The sequence below is a fragment of the Sphingomonas oligophenolica genome (assembly GCF_006438955.1).
Taxonomy (GTDB): Bacteria; Pseudomonadota; Alphaproteobacteria; order Sphingomonadales; family Sphingomonadaceae; genus Sphingomonas; species Sphingomonas oligophenolica_A.
This window is the reverse complement of sequence record NZ_RCZK01000043.1, coordinates 1-1300: the sequence shown is the minus strand read 5'-3', so window position 1 is coordinate 1300 and position 1300 is coordinate 1. Positions and strand designations below refer to the sequence as shown.

Annotated in this window: 1 protein-coding gene and 1 pseudogene; one reads left to right on the top strand and one right to left on the bottom strand. The window is 66.3% G+C overall.

What is annotated here, in order from left to right; translation table 11 throughout:
• Positions 1-231 (bottom strand): annotated as a pseudogene (locus EAH84_RS15795) (IS110-like element ISMmg1 family transposase); the annotation flags it as partial.
• Positions 232-333: 102 nt separating this feature from the next.
• On the opposite strand from EAH84_RS15795, the gene tnpC reads away from it, so the two are divergent.
• Positions 334-1300, top strand: a 967-nt coding sequence (gene tnpC, locus EAH84_RS15790) for an IS66 family transposase (RefSeq protein WP_241656666.1), incomplete at its 3' end; no start/stop codon positions are given.

Here is a 1300-nt window from a genome sequence, read left to right as displayed (position 1 = left end):
CAACCGCACCGTGTGGCCTTGCCCTTCGAACGTGCGCCCGAGATAATGAGCACCGCAGCACGCCTCCATCGCCACGACGCAAGCCGGCAGCGCGGCGGAGAACTTGATCAGTCCCTCCCGCGTCATTCGTCGGCGCAACACCACGGTTCCGCTCGCATCCATTCCTGCCAAGCTACAGCTGTTCTTGCCTAGGTCGATCCCGAGCGTGGCAATCGGCGTCTTCGTCGTCATCGGTCCTCTCCTTTTAATCCAACGCCAGATTGCGCCAGATGATGAGGGGCGGGCCATCCCATAAAGCTAGGTTATCTGCCACTTTCTGCTATCCTCGCAACCATGGCAGCGACGCTCTCCAGCGATGTCACAACGCTTCGCGCGGCGCTCGTGGATGCCGAGGCCGAAGCCGCCCGGACCAAGGCGATCAACGCCGATCTGGCGGCCCGAGTGGCACTGCTCGAGTTGCAGAACGAGAAGATGCGCCGCGCGCTATATGGCCAGCGTTCCGAGCGCGGCCAACTGCTGATCGACCAGCTCGAGCTCGGTTTGGAGGAGCTGGAAGAGGACGCCGGCGAGGACGAGGCGCTCGGCGCGCGTGCCGCGGCCGGCACCACTGTCGAGGCGTTCACCCGAGCACGGCCCTCGCGCAAGCCGCTGCCTGCGCATCTGCCGCGCGAGCGCGTCGTTATTCCCGCGCCGACCAGTTGCGGCTGCTGCGGATCCGACCGGCTGTCGAAGCTGGGCGAGGACATCACCGAGACGCTGGAGGTGATCCCGCGGCAGTGGAAGGTGATCCAGACCGTCCGCGAGCGGTTCGCGTGCCGCGCGTGCGAAGCGGTGACCCAGCCGCCCGCTCCGTTTCACGCGACGCCGCGCGGGATGTTCGGCCCGAGCTTCCTGGCGATGGTCATGTTCGAGAAGTTCGGCACGCATCAGCCGCTCAACCGTCAGCGCGACCGCTATGCCCGTGAAGGCGTCGAGATCAGCCTGTCGACACTCGCCGATCATGTAGGGGCCTGCGCTGCCGCGCTGCGGCCGCTTCATCGGCTGATCGAAGCGCACGTGCTCGCCGCCGAGCGACTGCATGGCGACGATACGACCGTGCCGGTGTTGGCGAAGACCAAGGCCGATGTCGGGAGGCTATGGACCTATGTTCGCGATGACCGACCGTTCGGCGGTCCGGCACCGCCAGCGGCGCTGTTCCATTACTCGCGGACCCGCCGCGCCGAGCACCCGGTTGGGCATCTCACCGGCTATGGCGGCATCCTGCAAGCCGACGCTTATGCCGGATACAACGCGCTGTTCC